16 protein-coding genes are annotated in these 19,773 nt (G+C 67.5%); 8 read left to right on the top strand and 8 right to left on the bottom strand.

Features of this window, described 5'->3' with window-relative positions; all coding sequences use genetic code 11:
* Positions 1–75: 75 nt before the first annotated feature.
* On the bottom strand, positions 76–2,349 hold the full coding sequence (locus tag MG068_RS00170; protein ID WP_132808680.1) for a TonB-dependent receptor: 2,274 nt from the start codon (positions 2,347–2,349) through the stop codon (positions 76–78).
* A gap of 159 nt (positions 2,350–2,508) precedes the next feature.
* Here MG068_RS00170 and MG068_RS00165 point away from each other — a divergent pair, with 159 nt between their 5' ends.
* Together MG068_RS00165 and MG068_RS00160 are read left to right on the top strand one after the other, a co-directional pair.
* Positions 2,509–3,525, top strand: coding sequence for a TIGR00266 family protein (locus MG068_RS00165; RefSeq protein WP_032129262.1), 1,017 nt, complete (start codon positions 2,509–2,511; stop codon positions 3,523–3,525).
* Between the two features lie 284 nt (positions 3,526–3,809).
* Entirely contained in the window at positions 3,810–4,802 is a 993-nt protein-coding gene (locus MG068_RS00160) for a patatin-like phospholipase family protein (protein WP_049399033.1), read from the top strand.
* 39 nt (positions 4,803–4,841) lie between these two features.
* Here the strand turns inward: MG068_RS00160 and MG068_RS00155 are convergent, their stop codons facing one another.
* Positions 4,842–6,842: a hypothetical protein gene (locus tag MG068_RS00155; RefSeq protein WP_132808678.1), complete on the bottom strand. Its 2,001-nt coding sequence runs from the start codon at positions 6,840–6,842 to the stop codon at positions 4,842–4,844.
* 87 nt (positions 6,843–6,929) lie between these two features.
* The gene (locus tag MG068_RS00150; RefSeq protein ID WP_004153377.1) at positions 6,930–7,412 is read right to left on the bottom strand and encodes an Lrp/AsnC family transcriptional regulator; all 483 of its coding nucleotides are present in this window, start codon (positions 7,410–7,412) and stop codon (positions 6,930–6,932) included.
* Between the two features lie 125 nt (positions 7,413–7,537).
* On the opposite strand from MG068_RS00150, the gene phhA reads away from it, so the two are divergent.
* On the top strand, positions 7,538–8,431 hold the full coding sequence (gene phhA / locus MG068_RS00145) for a phenylalanine 4-monooxygenase (protein WP_132808676.1): 894 nt from the start codon (positions 7,538–7,540) through the stop codon (positions 8,429–8,431).
* Between the two features lie 105 nt (positions 8,432–8,536).
* Here phhA and MG068_RS00140 read toward each other — a convergent pair whose 3' ends face one another.
* Entirely contained in the window at positions 8,537–9,592 is a 1,056-nt protein-coding gene (locus tag MG068_RS00140) for a LacI family DNA-binding transcriptional regulator (RefSeq protein ID WP_032129266.1), read from the bottom strand.
* 239 nt (positions 9,593–9,831) lie between these two features.
* Between MG068_RS00140 and MG068_RS00135 the strand changes: the two genes are divergently transcribed.
* From MG068_RS00135 to MG068_RS00120, 4 genes are all read left to right on the top strand, one after another.
* Complete coding sequence (locus MG068_RS00135) at positions 9,832–10,422, top strand: cysteine dioxygenase family protein (protein WP_049399007.1); 591 nt, start codon at positions 9,832–9,834, stop codon at positions 10,420–10,422.
* 116 nt (positions 10,423–10,538) lie between these two features.
* On the top strand, positions 10,539–11,177 hold the full coding sequence (eda, locus tag MG068_RS00130) for a bifunctional 4-hydroxy-2-oxoglutarate aldolase/2-dehydro-3-deoxy-phosphogluconate aldolase (protein ID WP_132808674.1): 639 nt from the start codon (positions 10,539–10,541) through the stop codon (positions 11,175–11,177).
* Positions 11,178–11,272: 95 nt separating this feature from the next.
* Complete coding sequence (gene adhP, locus MG068_RS00125; RefSeq protein ID WP_132808672.1) at positions 11,273–12,301, top strand: alcohol dehydrogenase AdhP; 1,029 nt, start codon at positions 11,273–11,275, stop codon at positions 12,299–12,301.
* Between the two features lie 165 nt (positions 12,302–12,466).
* Complete coding sequence (locus MG068_RS00120; RefSeq protein WP_132808670.1) at positions 12,467–12,859, top strand: hypothetical protein; 393 nt, start codon at positions 12,467–12,469, stop codon at positions 12,857–12,859.
* Positions 12,860–12,930: 71 nt separating this feature from the next.
* Here the strand turns inward: MG068_RS00120 and ligD are convergent, their stop codons facing one another.
* The 3 genes from ligD to MG068_RS00105 all read right to left on the bottom strand — a co-directional run bounded on the left by ligD (position 12,931) and on the right by MG068_RS00105 (position 16,889).
* The gene (ligD, locus tag MG068_RS00115) at positions 12,931–15,417 is read right to left on the bottom strand and encodes a DNA ligase D (RefSeq protein ID WP_132808669.1); all 2,487 of its coding nucleotides are present in this window, start codon (positions 15,415–15,417) and stop codon (positions 12,931–12,933) included.
* Positions 15,418–15,420: 3 nt separating this feature from the next.
* Positions 15,421–16,326 carry a non-homologous end joining protein Ku gene (gene ku / locus MG068_RS00110; protein ID WP_100467672.1) on the bottom strand — a complete coding sequence of 302 codons (906 nt, stop codon included), beginning with the start codon at positions 16,324–16,326 and terminating at the stop codon, positions 15,421–15,423.
* A 164-nt stretch (positions 16,327–16,490) separates the two neighbouring features.
* Positions 16,491–16,889 (bottom strand): hypothetical protein, encoded by a 399-nt coding sequence (locus MG068_RS00105; protein ID WP_107432545.1) that lies wholly within the window; start codon positions 16,887–16,889, stop codon positions 16,491–16,493.
* 146 nt (positions 16,890–17,035) lie between these two features.
* On the opposite strand from MG068_RS00105, the gene MG068_RS00100 reads away from it, so the two are divergent.
* Positions 17,036–17,380 (top strand): hypothetical protein, encoded by a 345-nt coding sequence (locus MG068_RS00100; RefSeq protein ID WP_107432544.1) that lies wholly within the window; start codon positions 17,036–17,038, stop codon positions 17,378–17,380.
* Positions 17,381–17,533: 153 nt separating this feature from the next.
* Here MG068_RS00100 and MG068_RS00095 read toward each other — a convergent pair whose 3' ends face one another.
* Positions 17,534–19,627 carry a TonB-dependent receptor family protein gene (locus tag MG068_RS00095; protein ID WP_132808667.1) on the bottom strand — a complete coding sequence of 698 codons (2,094 nt, stop codon included), beginning with the start codon at positions 19,625–19,627 and terminating at the stop codon, positions 17,534–17,536.
* Positions 19,628–19,773: the final 146 nt, after the last annotated feature.

Here is a 19,773-nt window from a genome sequence, read left to right as displayed (position 1 = left end):
CACTACCGATGGGTGTAAAGCAGAAGGGCCGGCATTGCGCCGGCCCTTCTTCATTCCATCAACGCAGCAACCGCATCAGAACTTCGCGGTGAACTCCACGCCCCAGGTACGCGGCTCGTTGAGGAAGCCGGTCAGGTTGTTGAAGTCGATCGCGCCGACCACGCGGGTCTGGTTGGTCAGGTTGCGGCCGAACACGGCCACGTCGTACTGGCCGTAATCCCAGTTGTAGCCCAGGCGCAGGCCGCCTTCCAGCGAACTACGGCCGCGGAATTCCGGCGACTCGTAGATGAAGAAGTTCACCGCGCTGCGGTAGGCCCAGTCGGTGTAGGCATACAGCTCGCTGCCATCGCTGAGCGGGAAGCCCACGCGCAGGGTCGCGTTGTGGATCCACTTCGGCGCCTGCGGCAGCGGGTTGCCATTCACCAGCGCATAGGTGCCACCGTTGATGACGGTGGTCGGGTCGTTGATGGTGCAGCCACCGCCGCAGATCGCTACCGCCAGATCCTTGTCCTTGATCTCGGTGTCGTTGTAGCTGCTGCCGAAGGTCAGCAGCACGTTGTCGGCCAGATAGGCTTCCAGGTCCAGCTCCACGCCCTGGCCGATGGTCTTGTCAGCGTTGAGCAGGGTGGCGGTGTTGTTGGTGCCGCCCACCGCGATCAACTGCTGGCCGTCAACGTTGTAGCGGAACACGCTCAGGCCCAGGCGCGCACGGCGCTCGAACAGGTCGGCCTTGATGCCGGCTTCGTACGAGATCACCTTCTCCGAATCGGCCTGCGACAGGCCCGGCGCGAAGGCCAGGCGGCCCTGGATCGACGGCGCACGGAAGCCCTTGGCCACGCGGGCGTAGGCATTCACGTTGTCGGTCAGCTTGTACACGCCGCTGACATCCCAGCTGACGTCGTTGACGTCGGTGTTGGCCAGGTACGGGCCACTGACCGGGGTGCCGAACGGAAGGACGGCCTGCAGCACGCTGGCGTTGAAGTCCTTCTTGTCCTGGGTGTAGCGCACGCCGGCGCGCAGCTTGAAGCGGTCGGTGACATCGAAGTCACCCGAGGCGAACACCGCCCATGCCTTGTTGCGCTGGTTCTGCACCACATGGCCGGTCTGCGGGTTGCCCGGCTTCAACGAGTTGTAGTTGAAGTTGTTGATGGTCACGTCTTCGTCGAAATAGAAGACGCCGGCCTGCCAGTCGAAGCGGCCCCATTCGTTGGATTCGACGCGGAACTCCTGCGTCCACTGGCGATGGTGCGGCAGGCCGTCGGCCGACTCCGACGAGAACGGGATGAAGCCCGGCCCATAGTTGCCAGCGCCCAGCGATGCGTCGCCGTAGCCACCGTCGATGTCACCACGATTGAGCGATTCGGCGGTTTCATAACCGGTGATCGAGTGCAGGGTCACCGAGCCGAGGTTCCACTGCAGGCGCGCGCTGCCGCCCCAGGTTTCCAGGTCGGAGAAGTTGACGCCATCGTTGGCCACCTTGTCGCGATCGAAGTTCTCGACCAGGCCGTTGCCACCCTTCTGGATGATGTTGGCACGGAACAGGCGGGCGGTGCCGTTGAGCTTGCGCTTGTGCAGGTTGAACAGCGCTTCGAAGTCGTCGCCTTCGTACAGGAACTGCACGCGGCCGGCGGCTTCGTCATAACCTTCGAAACCGCTGTTGGGCGCACCGGCGCGGGTGTTGTCGACCCAGTCGTCGCGGCGCTGGTAGATGGCCGAGACACGTGCCGACCAGCGGTCGGTCAGCGGACCGCCGTAGGCGCCCTGCACATTCCAGCTGTTGTAGCTGCCGTAGCCGACGCGGATGTAACCATCGGCATCCTGCGACGGACGTGCCGAGTCGAACTTGACCACGCCGGCCGGGGTGTTGCGGCCGAACAGCGTGCCCTGCGGACCGCGCAGCACTTCCACATTGGCCAGGTCGAACAGCGGGAAGCCCTTCAGCAGCGGGCTTTCCTGCACCACGTCGTCGTACACCAGCGACACCGGCTGCGACGCATTGAGGTCGAAGTCGGTGTTGCCCAGGCCACGGATGTAGAAGCGCGGGAAGGCACGGCCGTAGGACGACTCGATGTTGAGGCTGGGCACGCGCGCGGCCAGGAAGCGGATGTCATCGCCCGCCGAACCCAGCACATCGAGCTTCTCGCCCTGGATCGCGCTGATCGCGACCGGCACGTCCTTGGCGTTCTCGACGCGGCGCTGCGCGGTCACCTGCAGGGCATCAAGGGCAACCGGATCCTTGGCAGCGGGAGTTTCCTGGGCGGCTGCTACCAGCGGCAACAGGGCGGAAAGAGCGGCAACGAGGGGGCGCGCGACCGGAAGGCGGCCACGGGAAGTGCGGGTCGGAGACATGGCGGTAGGCTGTGTTTGGAGGGGTGGTAAAACGGCGCTACCAGATAATTGTTGCAATACAGCACCTGCCCCGCAAATGCCTGCCGTTCATGGCCGCGTCGCCCCGGCCCCCACGCCCTCGCTAGACTCGGGGTTTTCCAGCCCTGCAGAGCCGCCGCGATGACCCAGTGGTACTTCCATGCCTCCGCCCAGGCCGAGCGTATCGGCCCGCTTGATGACGAGGCCGCGCGCCGTTATGCGCAGGCCAACCCGCGCGCCCTGGCCTGGTGCCAGGGCATGAGCGGGTGGACCTCGATTGCCGAGGTGCCCGAACTGCAGTCCGCGGCCCCGGGCATGCCGAACACCCCGCCGCCGGTCCCCGCCGCGGCCAGCGGCCGCGCCGACGACATCGAATTCCGCATCGTCGGCCATGAAATGCAGTTCGTGGAGATCGAGCTCGACCCCGGCGAGAGCGCCATTGCCGAGGCCGGCGCATTGATGTTCAAGGATGCCACCGTGCAGATGGACACGGTGTTCGGCGCCGCCAACGGCGACCAGGGCGGCGGCTTCATGGGCAAGGTGATGGCCGCCGGCAAGCGCGTGCTGACCGGCGAGAGCCTGTTCGCCACCGTCTACACCCAGAGCGGCCACGGCAAGGGCAAGGTCGCCTTCGCCGCGCCCTACCCCGGTACCGTGCTGGCAATGAAGCTGGACCAGCATGGCGGCCGCCTGATCTGCCAGAAGGACAGCTTCCTGGCCGGCGCGCGCGGCGTGCAGATCGGCGTGCAGTTCCAGCGCAAGATCATGACCGGCCTGTTCGGCGGCGAAGGTTTCATCATGCAGAAGCTGGAAGGCGACGGCTGGGTGTTCATCCATGCCGGCGGTTGCGTGGTGGAGCGCGAGCTGGCCGCGGGCGAGCGGCTGGATGTGGATACCGGCTGCGTGGTGGCCTACCACCCGACCGTAGACATGGACGTGCGCCGGGTGGCCGGCATCAAGAGCATGCTGTTCGGCGGCGAAGGCGTGTTCCTGGCCACGCTGACCGGTCCGGGCAAGGTCTGGCTGCAGTCGCTGCCGTTCTCGCGTCTGGCCGGCCGCATGTGGATGGCCGCGCCGCAGGGCGGTGGCCAGAACCGCGGCGAAGGCTCGGTGCTGGGCGGCCTGGGCCGGATGCTGGACGGCGACAACCGGTTCTGACCGCCCCCGGTCGTGCCGGCCGCTGGCCGGCAGCCTCATGGACCTTGGCGCGCATCCCGGTAGTGCCGGCCGCTGGCCGGCAGCCTCATGGACCTTGACGAGCGTCCCGGGAGTGCCGGCCGCTGGCCGGCAGCCTCATGAACCGTTGCCAGGTTCCCAATGATTGCCGGCCAGGGGCCGGCACTACCTTTATGAATGGGCGATGTTTCCTACCCTGCCCGCCCCGCCACGGCTTCGGTATGCTGGCGCCCTTTCCTGAATCCGGCGCCGCGAGCGCACTGCCGATGAGCCTGTTCCGCCCCCGCATGCTGCTGTCCGTCGCCCTGATCGGCCTGCTGGCCGGCTGCGGTGGCGATCCGGTCCGTCCCACGCCGCCGCCGGCACCCACCGTGGTGCCGCAGGCCAAGCCGGTGAAGATCGGCATCGCCCTCGGTGGCGGCGCAGCCAAGGGCTTCGCGCACATCGGCGTGATCAAGATGCTGGAGGCCAACGGCTTCGAACCGGCCGTGGTGTCCGGCACCAGCGCCGGCAGCGTGGTCGGTGCGCTGTACGCCAGCGGCATGGACGCGTTCCAGATGCAGAGCAAGGCGGTCGCGCTGGACGAAGCCAGCATCCGCGACGTGCGCCTGTTCTCCGGCGGCCTGGTGCAGGGCCAGAAGCTGCAGGACTACGTCAACGAGCAGGTTGCCAACCGTCCTGCCGAGCGCCTGAAGAAGCCGTTCGCCGCCGTCGCCACCCAGCTCGAGACCGGCGAGCGCTCGATCTTCGTGCGCGGCAACGTCGGCCAGGCGGTGCGCGCGTCCAGCAGCATTCCCGGCGTGTTCGAACCGGTGAAGATCGGCGGTCGCAACTACATCGATGGCGGCGTGGTCAGCCCGGTGCCGGTGGATGCCGCGCGCCAGCTCGGCGCCGACTTCGTGATCGCCGTGGACATCTCCAGCAAGGCCAGCGGCAAGGCGCCGACCGACATGCTGGGCATCGTCAACCAGTCCATCTCGATCATGGGCCAGCGCCTGGGCGAGCAGGAACTGGCGCGCGCCGACATCGTCATCCGCCCGAAGGTGCTGGACATCGGCGCCGCCGACTTCAGCCAGCGTGGCACCGCCATCCTGGAAGGCGAGAAGGCCGCGATGGCAGCCATGCCGCAGATCCGCGCGAAGATCCAGCAGCTGCAGCGCGCACGTGCCGCCGCAGCCGCACCGGCACCGGTGGCCGCGCCGAAGTGCGAGGAAGCCTCGCGCCTGGGCAAGCTGATGGGCCGCAAGGACAAGTGCTGACCTGAGCCAGCGTGTCGCTGCCAGACAGCGACGCGTGTGCTAGCGCGCGGGCCGGTAACCGCTGGCCTGCTGCCGCTCGCGCCTGCGCATCTGGCGGGCCTGCTCCTGCAGTGTCGCCGTGTGCTGCAGCTGTTCCATGCCATCGGCCGGTACGTGCAGCTGGCGTCGCGCACGGGTCAGCGCCAGATAGACCGCGCGCACCGGGTTGTGCCAGATGCGCCCGCCCTGCCCCGCACTGAAGCAACCGGGCGACAGCGAGACCACGTCGAACTGCAGGTTCTTCGCGTGTTCGGCCAGGCACAGCGCCACCCGCCCTTCAGCGGCCGTGTCCTGGTCATCGAGCGCTTGCAGCAGTGACTGCACCCGATCGGCAGACGCAAACAGTTCGACCAGCGCGCCCTGCCCTTCGTCGGCCTGCGTGGCCAGGAAGCGCTCCCATTCCTGGTCCGATGCGCTGTCGCGGCGCCGGCGCCACGCATCCAGTGGCCGTTGCAGCACGCCGCGCAGCGCACGCAGCGATGCCGGATGCAGGTAGGGCCGCAGCCCGAGTGCGTGCAGCTGTGCCGCGTCCAGGGCCAGATCGGCGACGCTGCCATGGATGCGCAGGCCCTCGCTCGGCACCTGCGCCCAGTCGCGGTAATGCAGCACACCGGTGGCGCGGTCGGTGGCACCGACGAACGGCCCACTTTCCTGGCCCAGTCCATCCAGTGCCAGGGTCTGGTTGACCAGGCCCTCGACCTGGTTGCCCTGGCGCACCGACTGGTGCATTTCCAGCACCTTCGACGCGGCCCAGCGCGGCAACGTACCGGTCAGGCACTGGTGCGGGTCACCCAGGCTGACCACGCCAGGCGCATGGCCGGCCAGCAACTGCTTCCACGACGGGCTCAGGTCATGCGCCTCGTCCACCAGCAGCATGCCCATGTCCTGCGGCGGGGTGACGCCGCGCAGCGCCAGCCACTTGCCGATGTGCGCCGGGCTGAGGCTCAGCAGCGTGCCCCGCTGCAGCTCGGCGTCGAACATGCAGCGCCAGACGTGCTCGGCGGCCGCCATGTACGGCGACACATCGAGCATCGCAGCGGGCACCGAACGGTCGAAATGCTGGAACGCCAAGCCCGGGGCCGACGACGCGCACCAGCGGTTGATGGCCTCGAACGCGGTCAGCAGCACCTGCTCCGGGCTGCGCCCACCGATGCCCTGCAGGCCGATGCGGCCGGCAATCTCGCGCGGCGTACGGGTGCTGCGCCGGTAGCTGGCAACGAAGCCACCGGTCTGGCCGCTGCGCGCGGCGTGCTGGGCCACGCGGTTGGCGAACTCGATCTGGGTCAGCAGGCGCACCGCAGTGCTGGTCGGCACGCGGGCGCGGAAGGCTTCCACCTGCCCACGCGAGGGCGCCACGTAGGTGTAGCGGCCCGGCCGCGCCTCCATCAGCGCCAGCACCAGGTGGCCCTTGCCGGTGCCGGCATAGCCATCGAGGTCGATCAGCTCATCGGGGTTGGCGGCGATGGCGCGCAGCACGCGGGCCTGCTCGGAGGTGTACAGGCCATGGTGTTCGACCGACCGTGCATCCTCGGCGACAACCTCATCCTGCGTGGCCTCGTCATCGTCACTGGAAAAGGTGGCGGGAAAGCGGATCTCATGTTCGACCAGGGTTTCCTGACAGGCCTGCTGCAGGGCCAGACCCGGGTACTCCCGTGGCGACTGCGCGATGACGTCCTGCAGGATCTCCGCCGGTGCCAGCAGCACGCCGTGGCCGGCCAATGCGCTCAGCCAGGCATCCAGTTCCGGTTGGCCACCGCCACCGGGCCCGGCCAGCTGTGCAGCCGCGCCTTCGTTGCCGGCAAACAACGCGCAGGCATCGTGCAGCAGGCGCTCGATCTCGGCCGCCGGATGCAGGCGCGTCCGGCATAGCTGCGCGGCCATCAGCCCGGCCTGCTCCACTGCGGTCTGCGGTGGCGTGCCATGGGCAACGTAGCGCGCCAGCGACTTGCGCTGCAGCGGCAGGAACGTGGCGGTAAGCACCGGGTGCTGGAGTTCGGGCATGCGTGGAACCGGAAAGGAACGCTGCGACGCGCGCAGGGCGGAGATGCTCGGCTACCCGCCCGGCGCCGTCAAATCGCGGCGGCGCGTTTATTCCAGCTGCGAAAGCGGCAATGCCTGGAAGCCCTTCACCGTGCGCAGCACGAAGCTGGAATTGGCATCGGCCACGCCGCCGGCATTGAGCAGCCGGTCCAGCAGGAAGTGCGAGAAGTGCTCCAGGTCGCGCACGTAGACGTGCAGCAGGTAGTCCATGTCGCCGGTCAGTGCATGGCAGGCCACCACTTCATCCCAGCCCTGCACGCTGTCCACGAAGTGGCCGATGGCGGCCTGGTCGTGCTTTTCCAGCTGCACGCGCACGAAGGCCTGAAGGCCCAGGCGCAGCTGGCGCGGTTCCAGCCGCGCGCCATAGCCGACGATCACGCCCTCGCTTTCCAACCGCTGCAGGCGACGCAGGCAGGCCGAGGGCGAGAGGTTCACCCGTGTCGCCAGCTCGGCGTTGGTGGCGCGCCCATCCCGCTGGATTTCAGCCAGCAGACGTATATCCGTGCGATCGAACTGGACTTCTCCGGCCATTGTTGCCCCGCAACATGGTGAGTACGCAAGGATATTGCGCCAACAAGGCCAATCGGCGCAACTTTTGCAACCCTGTTGCGCGCGCCCTGCCCTAGCATCGTGGGTATCCCGTCAAGGAGTGCCCCATGGACCTCGCCCAGCCCCGCCGCGTCGAACACCAGCAGACCGACAAGGGCTACGTGCCGGTGTATACCACCGCGCTCGTCGAGCAGCCGTGGGACACCTACAGCGCCGACGACCACGCCACCTGGAGCACGCTGTACCAGCGCCAGCGCGAACTGCTGGTCGGCCGCGCCTGCCAGGAATTCCTGGATGCACAGGACGAGATGGGCATGAACGCGCACATGATTCCGCGCTTCGCCCAGCTCAACGAAGTACTGGGCGCGGCCACCGGCTGGACCCTGGTCGGCGTGGAAGGCCTGCTGCCGGAACTGGATTTCTTCGACCACCTGGCCAACCGCCGTTTCCCGGTGACCTGGTGGATCCGTCGCCCGGACCAGATCGATTACATCGCCGAACCGGACCTGTTCCACGATCTGTTCGGCCATGTGCCGCTGCTGATGAACCCGGTGTTCGCCGACTACATGGAGGCGTACGGCCGTGGCGGCGTCAAAGCCCACGCGATCGGCCCGGATGCACTGCAGAACCTGACCCGCCTGTACTGGTACACGGTGGAGTTCGGCCTGATCGATACGCCCGACGGCCTGCGCATCTACGGCGCCGGCATCGTGTCGTCGAAGGGCGAATCGCTGTACTCGCTGGAGTCGGCTGCGCCCAACCGCATCGGCTTCGACCTGCAGCGGATCATGCGTACCAAGTACCGCATCGACACCTTCCAGAAGACCTACTTCGTCATCGACAGTTTCGAACAGCTGATGCAGGCGACCTCGCCGGACTTCACCCCGATCTACGCGGCGCTGTCTGATCAGGCGCATCTGCCGGCGGGCGATGTGCAGGGCGATGACCGCGTGTTCCAGAAGGGCACCGGCGAAGGCTGGGCCGACGGCGGCGACGTGTAGGCGAACGGCACACACCGCTTCGTACTGAAAACGGCGCACCTGGATGCGCCGTTTTCGTTGCTGCCTGCCTGCACCGTCACGGCAGTGCAGGCGAGGGCAGGGCGATCAGGCGTCCACGGCCCGGCAGGAACCGCGCACCATCAGCTGCGGGTGCACGCTGGTTGCGGTCGGCGCATCCGGCACGTCGGCCTGCACCAGCATCGCCGCCGCCATGCGCCCGATGTCGGACACATGGCGGCGCACCGAGGTCAGCGGCGGCCACAGCCGCGACGCCAGCGGGCTGTCGTCGTAGCTGACGATCGACAACTGCTGCGGCACCGCGATGCCCGCACGCAACGCCACCTGGTACACGCCGGCAGCCATTTCGTCGTTGCCGGCAAAGATCGCACTGGGCCGCTGTCCGCCCATCAGCAGCCGTTCGGCGGCATGCACGCCCGACTCGAACGTATCGCCCGCTTCCAGCACGCGTTCACCCGGCAGGGTCAGGCCCACCTGCGCCAGCCGGTCGAGGAAGCCATGAGTGCGCTCGCGTGCGGTACGGCGGTCACCCGGACCGGCAATCACCGCGATATCGCGGTGGCCGAGCGAGAGCAGGTAGCCCGCTGCCGCGGCTGCACCGTCGCGATCATGGGTGACCACGGCCTGTGCCTCGTCATCCGACACATGCGCGTTGATGCGGACGTAGCGGCATTCAATGCCGTCGAGCATCTCCGTCAACGCAGCTGACTCGGAGGCACGCGGGCCCAGGATCACGCCATGCAGCTTCTGCTGCTGCACGAAGCGCCGCACGCCGTACGCACAGTCCGGAGCCAGGCTGTCGCAGGGATGCACGACCAGTTCATAGCCGGTGCCGCGCAGCGCTTCCAACGCGCCGTGCTGCAGGTCGACGATGCATTGGGCGCCCGGGTCGTCATACACCAGGCCGATCAGGAAGGAGCGGCGGAACGCGAGGCCGCGCGCCAGGGGGTCGGGCACGTAACCGACCTCGCGCATCAACGCCTCGACCTTGTCGCGGGTGTCTTTGCGCACCAGCGGCGAGTTGTTGATGATTCTTGAAACCGTTTTCTTGGAAACTCCCGACAGTCGTGCGATGTCGTTGATCGTGGCAGCCTTGCCCTTGGATGCCGGCAACGCGGCATCGCTAATAATTCGCACTGACATGTATAGAACCAGGTAAGTCGGAGAATTCTAGCCTTGCGCCCGTGGGGCGCGAAGTTGCGGAATGTCGCAGCGAAGATGGATCGCGTCGTGTTCGACCGCTTCTGCTGCGCGAGGTTCCATTGTGATCGCTCTACTTGATGTCCATCTGAACCGTTCTTCCGCGCGTGTTCACCTTGAATGCGGGCGCGACGCGCGCGAACGCCAACATTCCCTTAACCAGGCTCCGCTACAGTCGGGGCATGGACCTGCAGACTTCTCCGTTTCCGGTGTTCCGTGGCCGCGACAGGTTGATCGCTGCGGTCGACGCGGCGATGACCTCCGGTGATGCCGAGCGCATCACTGCCGACCTGCAGCTGGCGCTGCAGGAAGCCATCGCGGACAGCCGCATCGAATTGCCCGAGTGCGTACACCGTCCGGTCAGTGATCATTACGCGCGACGCCCGCTGTACCACAGCCGCGAACACGGCTACAGCGTGATTGCCATGAGCTGGGGCCCAGGGCAGGGCACGCCGCTGCACGACCACGATGCCATGTGGTGTGTGGAGGGAGTGTGGTCAGGCGAGCTGGAGATCACCCGCTATGAACTGCTGGAGCGCAACGGTGAGCGCTGCCGCTTCCGCCGCCACGCCGTGCTGCGCGGGGGCTGCGGCAGTGCCGGCAGCCTGATTCCGCCGCACGAGTACCACACCCTGCGCAACGCCAGCAACGAAGCGCTGGCGATCTCGGTACACGTGTACGAGGCGCAGATGGAGCGCTCTGCGGTGTTCGATCCGCTCGGTGGTGACTGGTACCAACGCCGCATCCAGGCATTGCAGGCCGACCCGGCCTGAGCCGGGGGCAGGGCGGGGCACCACCAGCACCGTCGTGAGCCACGTGGCATCATGCGCCGCTGCGCTGCCGGACCCGGCGGCGATCCGCGATGCCCGGTCGGGCAAGGAGCAAGACGATGTCCAGCGCTGATCCGCGCCTGCGCGCGCTGTTGAAGCTGGCACCGGTGATTCCGGTGTACACCCCCGAAGATGTGAATGAAGCGGTCGAAGTGGCCCAGGCGCTGTTCCGCGGTGGCCTGCCGGTGATCGAAGTGACGCTGCGCACGCCGCAGGCGCTGGATGCGATCAAGGCGATGGTCGAGGCCGTGCCCGATGCGGTAATCGGTGCCGGCACCGTGCTCAACGCCGCGCAGATGCAGGCAGCCAAGCAGGCCGGTGCGCGTTTCGCGGTGTCCCCCGGTGCCACCCCGACGCTGTATGCCGCCGCGCGTGATGCCGACCTGCCATACCTGCCCGGTGCCGCCACTGCCTCCGACCTGATCCTGGGCCTGGAGCACGGCCACGACACCTTCAAGTTCTTCCCGGCGGTGCAGGCCGGTGGCGCTGCGCTGCTGGCGGCCTGGCACGGCCCGTTCGCCGATGTGCGCTTCTGCCCGACCGGCGGCATCAGCGCGCAGACCGCGCCGCAGTTCCTGCACCTGCCCAACGTGCTGTGCGTGGGCGGCTCGTGGCTGACCACCCCGGCGCTGCTGCAGACCCGCGACTGGGATGCGATCGAGCGTCTGGCCCGCGAGGCCTCGGTACTGGCCGGCTGAACCGCTGCACGAATCGTCAAAGGTTTGATCGTGATCAAAGCGCCGGCCTCGAGCCGGCGTCATTCTGTGGGCAAGCGCACTACGGAGATCCGAACATGAATTCGACCATGAAGGCCGCCGTGGTGCGTGAGTTCGGCAAGCCACTGGTGATCGAGGAAGTCCAGGTACCGCGCCCGGGGGCGGGCGAAGTACTGGTCAAGATCGAGGCCTGTGGCGTCTGCCACACCGACCTGCACGCCGCCGAGGGCGACTGGCCGGTGAAACCGAACCCGCCGTTCATCCCCGGCCACGAGGGCGTGGGGCACATCGTGGCCGTGGGAGGCGGGGTAGGGCACGTCAAGGAAGGCGACAGGGTCGGCATCCCCTGGTTGTACTCGGCGTGTGGCCATTGCGAACACTGCCTGGGTGGCTGGGAAACGCTGTGCGAGACACAGCGCAACACCGGTTACTCGGTCAACGGCGGCTTCGCCGAGTACGCAGTGGCTGATGCCAACTATGTCGGCCTGCTTCCGAAGGACGTGGGCTTCGTCGAGATCGCGCCGGTGCTGTGCGCCGGCGTGACCGTCTACAAGGGCCTGAAAGTCACCGACACCAAGCCCGGTGACTGGGTGGCGATTTCCGGCATCGGTGGCCTGGGCCACATGGCGGTGCAGTACGCCCGCGCGATGGGCCTGAACGTGGCTGCGGTGGATGTGGACGACAGCAAGCTGGCATTGGCCCGGCAGCTCGGCGCGCAGATCACTGTCAACGCGCTCACCACCGACCCCGCCGCCTTCCTGAAGAAGGAAATCGGTGGCGCGCACGGTGCGCTGGTCACCGCGGTTTCGCCGAAGGCGTTCGAGCAGGCACTGGGCATGGTCCGCCGTGGCGGCACCGTCTCGCTCAATGGCCTGCCACCCGGCAATTTCCCGCTGGACATCTTCGGCATGGTGCTCAACGGCATCACCGTGCGTGGCTCGATCGTCGGCACCCGGCTGGACCTGCAGGAGTCGCTGCAGTTCGCCGCCGAAGGCAAGGTCGCGGCCACGGTCAGCACCGACCGCCTGGAAAACATCAACGACGTGTTCGCGCGCATGCACGCGGGCACCATCGAAGGCCGCGTGGTGCTCGACTTCGCCGCCTGACCGCCTGTGCATGGCCGCCGTCGCTCCGTCCCCCTCTCCCACGGACGCGGCGGCCATGCCTATCCCCGGTAGTGCCGGCCGTTGGCCGGCAAACCCCAGTCGGTTCGGTAGTGCCGCCCGCTGGCCGGCAACCCGGGCACTCTGTGACAGCCGTACAATGCGCGCATGCCCGGCCTGCTCAAGACCCTGTTCCTGTCCCTCGTCGCCCTGATCGGCGGCGTGCTGTCGCTTGCGCTGGTCAGCAGCGTCGCCAGCTGGCTGCCCCCGTTGCTGGGCATGTCGCCGGACAACAACAGCGTGCAGCTGGGGTGGGACCTGGCCTTCAGCGTGCTCGGCGGCGTCGCTGGCATTTCCTTCGCCACCTACTACGCACCGTGGTGGCCGCGTTCGCATGGTTTTTCGATCTGGTCGTTGATCGCACTCGGATGCGGTTACGCGATGTGGACCGCAGGCGCGGATTTCCCGCTCTGGTTCGTCATTTCGCTGCTGGCATCGCTGCCGTTGCAGCTGCTGGCCGGCTGGTGGTTCGGCCGCCGCGCGTCGCGCGATCCGCGCTGAGCGCATCCAGGTAGTGCCGGCCGCTGGCCGGCAACCTCGCCCATCCTACAGGTGCCGGCCAGCGGCCGGCACTACCGCTTCAGCGACGGCAGCGTCTGCTTCAATCGCGCGATGCCTTGCCATGGGTCACCCTTCAGCCGCTTGGCACGCGCCAGCGCCTTGGCCATCGGAAACGCGTCGGCCGCGCTCACCCGCGCCAGTTCTTCCCAGCGCAGCGGCACCGCCACGCCGCCAGAATCGCGTGCACGCAGCGACCACGAGCACACGCTGGTGGCGCCTCGGGTGTTGCGCAGCCAGTCGATGAAGATGACGCCATTGCGCTTCGCCTTGCTCATCGTCGCCACGTAGCGGTCCGGCGCCTGCTCCGCCATCGCCTGTGCGAACGCCTCGCAGAATGCCTTGGCTTCGTCCCAGCCAGCCTTGGGCTGCAGTGGCACCACCACGTGCACCCCCTTGCCGCCAGACAGGCGTACGAAGCTCTCCAGACCCACCTGCTGCAGGCGGTCACGCACATCGCGTGCACCGGCTTTCACCTGTGCCCAGCTGACGCCGTCACCAGGGTCGAGATCGAACACCAGTCGATCCGGATGCTCGGGGTCAGCCACGGTCGCCCCCCAGGGATGCAGTTCCAGGGTGTTCATCTGCACCAGCTGCAGCAGTCCTCTTGCATCGTCGATGTAAACGTAGTCCTCGCGGCCGCTTTTCTGCTGCAGGGGCACCGCATGTACCGCATCGCCCAGGCCGGGGCCATGGTGCTTCTGGAAGAAGCAGGCCTTGCCGACGCCGTCCGGGCAGCGCAGCAGTGACAGCGGACGCCCGGTGATTTCAGGCAGGATCCAGCGCGCCATGCGCTGGTAGTAGTCGGCCACGTCGCCCTTGCTCAGTTTCTGCTTTGGAAACACCACCCGCTCAGGATGGGTGATCTGGACCTCACCTCCGGCTTCGGCATCTGCGGTGCTCATTCCCAGGTCCTCCTTCTGCTTGTCGCTGCGCAACCGCTTGAAACTGGCCTGGCGCAGCAGGCCTTCCTTGCCCCAGCCACGGAACGCCACCTCCGCGACCGTCACCGGTTTCACCCAGCTTACGCTGGCGGCGCGGAACGGCACATGCGCCGGCAGCTGCAGCACCGACGTCTTCACTGCCAAAGGCTGCAGTGCCTTGAGCAGCGCGCGCAGGCGCTCGTCGTCGAAGCCGGTACCCACGCGGCCCACATAGCGCAGCCCGGCCTTGTCCGGCGCGGCCAGAAGCAGCGAGCCGAATCCCACCCGGGAACCCTTGGGTGCCGTATAGCCGACGATCACGAACTCGTCGGTGTCTTCGTGCTTCACCTTCACCCAGCTGCGCGCGCGGGTGTTTACGTACGGCGCATCCACCTGCTTGCTCACGATGCCTTCGAAGCCCGCCTCGCCGCTGGCATCGAACACCTGCGGCCCATGGTCGACCACGTGTTCGCTGAAGGCCAGTGTGCCGGGCGCCGGCCCGATGAGATCCTTCAGCAGCGCCTTGCGTTCCAGCAACGGCGCACGACTGATGTCCACGCCGGCCACATCCGGAAGATCGAACACGATGTAACGCAATGGTTGCTTCGAGCTTCCATCGATCACGCGCTGCAGTGCTGCGAAATCGCTGCGTCCTTCCTTGTCCAGAACCACCAGCTCGCCATCCAGGCGCGCATCGCGCACCGGCAGCGCCAGCACGGCCTGCGCGACCTCGGGAAAATCGGCCGTCCAGTCCAGGCCGTTGCGCGAGCGGAGTTTCACCTCGCCATTGTGCAGATCGGCCAGCAGACGATAGCCGTCCCACTTGATCTCGTGCAGCCAGCGCTCGCCGTCGGGGGCACTGTCGCGATGATCGGTCAACTGCGGTTTGAACCCAAGGGGATAGGGCGTATCACGTGCGCCGTGCAGTTGCAGCGCGCGTGCATGCCAACGCGCATCGGCCTTGCGCGTGGTCGTGCGTGCGACGGGTGCAGCACGCGCCGCCTTCGCTGTGGAACGCTTCTTCGCCGCAGATGCTCGTTTCGGCGTGGGTGCCGTCAGCAGGTCATCCGCCTCCGCGTCGCGCGCTTCGCCGTCGTCGCGCTTGATCAGCAGCCACTGCACCTGACGCCCTTTCATTGCCGTACGCACCAGCTTCCAGCCACCGGCCAGGCGTTGCCCGTGCAGCACGAAGTCGATCTTTCCAGCCGCCAGCGCCTGCAGTGGATCACCTTCACAGGCCCAGGTGCCGTGATCGAAGACATCCACGTGGCCAGCGCCATAGTGGCCTTCAGGAATGTCTCCTTCGAAACCGGCGTAGGACAACGGGTGATCTTCCACCTCCACGGCCAGCCGCTTCTCACCGACGCGCAGCGAAGGCCCCTTGGGCACGGCCCAGCTCTTCAGTACGCCGTCCATTTCCAGGCGGAAGTCATAGTGACGCGAGCTTGCGTGATGCAGCTGGATGACGAAGGTCGGCCGCCGCTTCGGATCGCCGCGTGCGGGCGTGTCGTCAGGCTCCGGCGTCTGCCCGGCGCCACCACCCAGTCTGCGCTTGCGCCGGTACTGGTGCAGCGACATGGTTCAACCTGCCTTGCGCCGCGTGGTCTTCTTTACGGCCTTTTTGGCGGCCTTCTTCACTGGCGACTTGGCGGCTGCTTTGCGCGTTGCGGCCTTCTTCGCTGGCGTTCGCTTGTTCGCATCCAGGCTCTTCTGCAGCAGCGCCATGAAGTCGACCACATTGGTACTGGCGTCCTCGCGCGGTGCCGGCTCATCGTCCACCCGGGTGGTGCCGCCCTTGGATTTGATGCGCTTGTTCAACACCTGCTGCAGGCGCTCGCGGAATTCATCGTGGTACTGCGACGGATCCCAGTCGCCGGCCATCGACTCGATCAGCTGTTCGGCCATCGCCGTTTCCTTGCTGGTGATGCGATAGTCGGACAGTTTTCCGGTGGGCAGCTTGTAGTCCTCGGGATCCACCAGCTCCTGCGGATAGCGCAGGATCATCAACACCAGCGCGTCCTCATGCGGCATCACCGCGCACAGGTATTCGCGCGTGCGCACCACCACCCGCGCGATGCCCACCTTGCCGGTACTGCGCAGCGTTTCGCGCAACAGCACATAGCCCTTTTCGGCCTTCTTGCCAGGCACCAGCAGATACGGTTTCTCGTAGTAGCGTGGGTCGATCTGCGCCGCATCCACGAACGATTCCACCTCCACCGCTTCGTGGCTTTCCGGCGCCGCCGAACGGATATCACCTTCCTCCAGCACGACATAACTGCCCTTGTCGTACTCATAGGCTTTGACGATGTCCTTCCAGGGCACCTCCTCGCCGGTGTCGGCGTTGACCCGTTCGAAACGGATCGGCTTGCGGTCGCGGGAGTCGAGCATGCGGAACTGCAGGTCGACCTTGCGTTCGCCGGACATCAGCGACACCGGCACGTTGAGCAGGCCAAACGACAGCGTGCCGGTCCAGATCGGGCGGGCCATGGGCGTACCTTTGGCGGGGCAGGGCATCCAGCTTCGGATGGGCGGTGTAAACCACCCGTGTCGATACCGTGCACGTGGGTTCTACGCAGATGCGGTAGTGCCGGCTGCTGGCCGGCAGAGCTCGCGGCCTGAAGTTTCCTGGGGTTGCCGGCCAGCGGCCGGCACTACTGCAGCAACGGCTTCACCGCCGCCGCCGGAATATGGTCCAGTGCGCGCCAGGCGTCCTCCACCACCGGCCTCGCCTGCGACCAGCTCAACCGCGACTGCCCGCGCATCTGCTCCCAATGCTCGGCCAGTTCCTCGCAGGTATCGGCGGCATCACCGCGCGGCCAGTCGGCGGCATGCGTGGTCAGCGCGAAGGCGTAGACCGGGCAGAGGTCGCGCCAGTTGCGGTGGCTGTGGCCACGGCGCTCTTCGTAATCGCTCAGCATGTACTGCAGGTAGTCCTGCGCCACCGCCTGCGGATCCTCGTGGCGACGCGTGCGGCGCTGCGCGGTGCGCTGGCCGAGCGGATCAAGCAGGGCGTTGAACACGGACGGTGCGGGTCGTTCAAGACGGGGCATGGCCGGCTCCTGCAGCGGGGGCGGGTGGGCAGGAATACGCGCGGTCCCGTTACCGGGGGGTGAGCGAGATGTTCATGACGCCAGGTTCGCAGCGGCTTTACCTGCAGGGCGGTGTAGTGGGAGCCCCCGAGTGCAGGTACCAGACCATGAGCCGAGAGACCTCACGAGACCCGCTGCGGGAAAACCACCCGCCCATTCCCGGCGAGCAGCGCGGCAAGCGCGATGCCGACAACGCCGACTACCGCGGCACCGGCGCACCGTTCTTCGACGCCGAGCACGGTGACGACCACCTGCCGGTGAAGCACGAGTCTGAACAGGCCGCGCTGGACCGCAAGGACGGCGGCGACCGCCATCGTGGCGGCCAGGAAAGCCCGCTCAAGCGGCGTGAGCGCAAGCAGCGCGCCAGCGACAACCAGGATGAGGCGCTGGAGGAGACCTTCCCGGCCAGCGACCCGACCTCGCCGTTCGTACCGGCCAAGGCCCCCGACTGACGGTAGTGCCGGCCGCTGGCCGGCAACCCCCTGACGTCCTGCACAGCGCGATTCTGGCCAGGGCCCCCGACTGACCGGTAGTGCCGGCCGCTGGCCGGCAACCTCCTGACGTCCTGCACGGCGCGATGCCGGCCAGCGGCCGGCACTACCCCTTCAACGCCACGACCATTGCAGGCCGATGTTGGCCCGCCGTCCCGGTCCCGGCTCGTAGAAGCGGCCATTGCCATCGTTGACGATCACCGAGCCGATGTAGGCCTGGTCCAGCACATTCTCCAGCCGGGCGAAGGCGCGCAGCTCGCCACCCAGCAGCGTCCAGCGACGGCCGGCTTCCAGATGCAGCAGGGCAAAGCCGGGCGCACGCTCGGTGGCCACGTCGTTGACCACGGTATCGCTGCTGGCGGAGGCCTCCAGCGCCCACTGCCAGTCGGCAGGGGTCCACTGCAGCCTGGCGAAGGCCTGCTGCTGCGGCACACCAGGCAGGCGGCTGCCCGCGGCGACCACGCTGTTCGAGGTCAGGTACGGCGAGCGCACCTGCGCCTGCAGCCATGTCCATGCCAGCTGCAGTTCCAACTGCTCGGCCAGCGGCTGTCGGTACTGCAGTTCCACACCCTGGCGGCGGGTGCGGCCGATGTTGCGATAGGTGCTGCGCCCACCAGAGTTGCTCGCAACTGCCAGCTCATCGTTGGCATCTGCGCGGAACAGGCTGATATCAAGCTGGGTTCCGTCCTGTGCGTGCCATTTGCTGCCTATCTCCAGATTGCGGCTGCGCGCGGCCGCCAGATCCAGTGCCAATCCCGCCTGGCCGTCGGCGCGATACCCCAGCTCATTGAAGGTAGGCGTCTCAAAGCCCCGGCCCACGGCGGCGTGCAGCCGCCACTGCGGGCTGGCCTCGAAGCTGACACCTGCCACCGGCGTGGTTGCCTGATAGCGACGGTGGCCGCTGTCGTCCGGATTGCGCCCGGTGATGTAGCGGTCATTCGATTCGAATCGCACGGCGCTGTGGCGCAGCCCGGCCAGCAGCGACCAACGCGGGCTCCATTGCCACCAGGCCTGGGCGAACTGATCCACGTTCTGCACGACGTCGATCTGGTCACGACGCAGCCGCCCACGCACGCCCAGGGCGCTGCCGATGAAGTTCTCGTAGCCGGTGCGGTGCTGGCGCTGACGGTCGGCGCTGAGCCCGGCTACCAGGTCCAGCGGTCGCCCGGCCAGATCACCGTGCCAGCCCCAGCGCGCGTCCAGCCCGCCATAGCCGCCCTGCAGATCGATCACGCCGCCGGCATGCAGCGGGCTGTTGGTCTGGGGTGCCGGCGGAATCGGCAGGTACTGGCGTACCGCGCGCTGGCCGGCATAGCCCATCAATTGCCAGCGCTGCGCTCCCGTTTCCCGGGTCCAACGCAACCCAGCCTGCTGCTGGCGCACCGATTTGCGGGTGTTGTACTGGTGAGCCACTGCCGTGGCCTGGCGCGGATCGGCCGCCACCTGGGAACGGCTCAGGCCCAGCGGATCCTGCGCATCGGGGGCATCGAGCGCGTTGAGCAGCAGCTCGAGCCGTCCATCGCCCAGATCACCACCAATGCGTGCGTTGAGCGATTCACGGCGCGCCCGGCTATGGTCCCGCCATCCTTCGGTGCGGAAGTGATTGGCGGCGATGTTGTAGTCCAGCGCTTGGCCGGCACCCTTCAGCTGCGCGCCGACACTGAGCGTGCTGTCGGCGCCGGCGCTCACGCGCAGCCGCCACGGGTCGCCGGCCTGGCCCTGCGCGCTCCAGACCTGCAGCACGCCGCCGGAGGAATTGCCGTACAGCGCCGAGAATGGCCCGCGCAGCACCTCGATACGTTCGGCGCCCAACAGGCTGGCATGCGACAGCTGGCCCTGGCCATCAGGCATGGTCGCCGGCACCCCGTCGATCAACACCCGCACCCCGCGCACCCCAAAGGTCGAGCGCGCGCCGAAGCCACGGATCGACAGCTGCGTATCCTGGGCGAAGTTCTGCCGATCGCGCGCCAGCAGTCCCGGCACCCCGGCCAGTGCCTCGGACAACTGCACGCTGTTGCCGGCCCGGCCGGCGTCGATCCAGACCGTGTCCTGGCTGGCCGGCAGCGCGAACGGGTCGATGCCCGGCACCCGCGCCGCCTGCACCTGCACGGCAGGCAGGGCGGTGGGCGCAGGCTCGGCCATGGCCGCCAGTGGCGACAGCAGCAGGGCGGACAACGGCAGGCAGTGGCGTCGTGCGGCGGGATTCATGATTCAGGTTGATGGATCGGGCGGCAACGCACGCCATGGTACGGGGCTGCGGATGACGATGGCGGCGGCCAGCCCCGGCAGGCTTTGTTACGATGGGCTGTTTCCGGCCGAAAAGCCGCAGACCGCGTGGCGCAATTCCTCCCCCT

Origin of the sequence: Stenotrophomonas sp. ASS1, from assembly GCF_004346925.1 — a bacterium.
Taxonomy (GTDB): domain Bacteria; phylum Pseudomonadota; class Gammaproteobacteria; order Xanthomonadales; family Xanthomonadaceae; genus Stenotrophomonas; species Stenotrophomonas maltophilia_A.
The sequence above is the reverse complement of the archived record's forward strand: the minus strand, read 5'-3'. Positions and strand labels throughout refer to the sequence as shown.